General features: G+C 46.1%; 1 protein-coding gene. It reads left to right on the top strand.

Annotated elements, in window-relative coordinates; translation table 11 throughout:
- The first annotated feature begins 594 nt into the window (after window positions 1-594).
- Window positions 595-1,002, top strand: a complete 408-nt coding sequence (locus tag BLW97_RS18835; RefSeq protein ID WP_158025247.1) for a DUF4168 domain-containing protein — start codon at window positions 595-597, stop codon at window positions 1,000-1,002.
- The last annotated feature ends 36 nt before the right edge of the window (window positions 1,003-1,038 follow it).

Raw genomic sequence — 1,038 nt, 5'->3', positions numbered from 1 at the left:
TGCAGCATGGGGCCTCAGCCTCTGCTCAATCCCCCGAAGGCCAACCAGCGACTCAATCGAATCCGAATCAACCGCCAACCAAAACATCATAACCATAAGGTACTGGATGGTCTTGTCTCCGCAAGATCATCCGCAAACGTAATTTATACTTATCGTAGAATCCGTTGCGCATGAATTGCCGTATCTAGGAATGATGATTACCCATGGATCACGCCAGCATGCTTATCTACACGGGTGGTGGTAAAAAAAACAAATATTAATGTGGTATATCAGTTTTCTGTTAAATTACAGAAGAGATTTCCTATAAACATTAACGTGTTTTCTGGCTCCATGTTGAATATGCGCAACACTCATATTTTGACCAGTTTAAATACTTGTTAAATTTGATTCACATATTTGACAATACAGATTATCTGTTGTTACCGTAAAAACGCTTGTGCAATTTCACTCAAGCAATTACGAGCATAATCCATGCTCTTTTCTTTTACCCAAAAGGGAGATGAACTATTGAAAAGCATTCAGACTAATGTAATCACGGCACTCGGAATATTCGTGTTTAGCACATCCGTTGCTTTTGCAAGCATGAGCAGCCCCATGTCCACCACTCAACCCCAACCGTCCTCACCGGCAATGCAGAACGGTGCGTCTACACCGCCTATGGCTTCCGGAGCGCCGCAAGCGGGAGCGCAATCTGGCTCCCGGCCAATGATGCCCTCTGCACCTCAGGCGGGCCCTGCGGTGAGTAACGCTGAAATCATGCATTTTGCTTCTGCTCTGCGGGAAATCGAGCCCCTGAGTTCCAAAATGCGTGGTGAAGCCATGCAAAAAGGCGTAAGCAAAGCCAAGCAACAGGCACTTGAACAGACCTATGCAAAGGATGTTCACGGAATTCTGGCCAAAAACGATCTCTCCGCAAGTACTTATGAGATGCTCATGAGAAAAGCCCATAGCGATCCACAGTTCGCTCAAAAGGTCGAGGCCGCTATCAAGTCTGGTGCATAGTCGCACTACCTTGATTGGTAAATCATGGAACGTCAG

Source organism: Acidithiobacillus albertensis (genome assembly GCF_001931655.1).
Taxonomy (GTDB): Bacteria; Pseudomonadota; Gammaproteobacteria; order Acidithiobacillales; family Acidithiobacillaceae; genus Acidithiobacillus; species Acidithiobacillus thiooxidans.
The sequence above is the reverse complement of the archived record's forward strand: the minus strand, read 5'-3'. Positions and strand labels throughout refer to the sequence as shown.